The organism is Bifidobacterium sp. UBA6881, assembly GCA_002451435.1.
In the GTDB taxonomy this organism is placed as follows: domain Bacteria; phylum Actinomycetota; class Actinomycetes; order Actinomycetales; family Bifidobacteriaceae; genus Bifidobacterium.
In genome coordinates this window covers 4,385-5,090 of sequence record DKCF01000093.1, presented here as the reverse complement: position 1 = coordinate 5,090, position 706 = coordinate 4,385, and the positions used below count along the sequence as shown (strand labels likewise).

Sequence of the window (706 nt, the reverse complement as noted above, 5' to 3'; positions counted from 1 at the left end):
ATGGAATTGATGATGCGTTCGGCGACGCGGCCAATGATGTGCGCAACCTCACACCGATTCTTTCGCTCAGGGATTATCTTTCCCGATGTCGCTGGTTACGATGAAATCGAGCACTCGCAAACGCTTGCAAACACGCAATACGGCGTTCGCAGACGCGCACATTCACATGCGACAAGCGGAAAGGAACAAAGATGACGCTGCTGCAGCATGAATTGACGGACTTCACCGTCAACGCCTACCAGAATGACGACTTCCACGAGGTGAGCAAGGCCGATGTGCTCGGTCATTGGTCGGTGTTCTTCTTCTACCCGGCCGACTTCACGTTCGTGTGCCCGACCGAGCTTGAGGACCTTGCCGACAAGTACGAGGACTTCAAGAAGATCGGCTGCGAGATCTACTCCGTTTCCTGCGACACCCAGTTCGTGCACAAGGCTTGGCATGACGCCAGCGAGAAGATCGCCAAGATCCAGTATCCGATGCTCGCCGACCCGACCGCGAAGCTGGCGCGTGACCTCGACACCTACAACGAGGCGGACGGCATGGCCGAACGTGGCGATTTCATCGTCAATCCGGAAGGCAAGGTCGTGGCCTATGAGGTGACTTCCTCCAACGTCGGACGCAACGCCGACGAGCTGCTGCGCCGCGTGCAGGCCTCCCAGTTCGTGTACGAGCATGGCGACCAGGTCTGCCCGGCCAAGTGGCAGCC

Annotated in this window: 1 protein-coding gene; it reads left to right on the top strand. The window is 58.4% G+C overall.

The window, feature by feature from the left end:
* Nucleotides 1-191 precede the first annotated feature (191 nt).
* Nucleotides 192-706 (top strand): peroxiredoxin (locus tag B3C64_RS07365; RefSeq protein WP_291534826.1); only part of this gene is annotated, 515 nt, incomplete at its 3' end.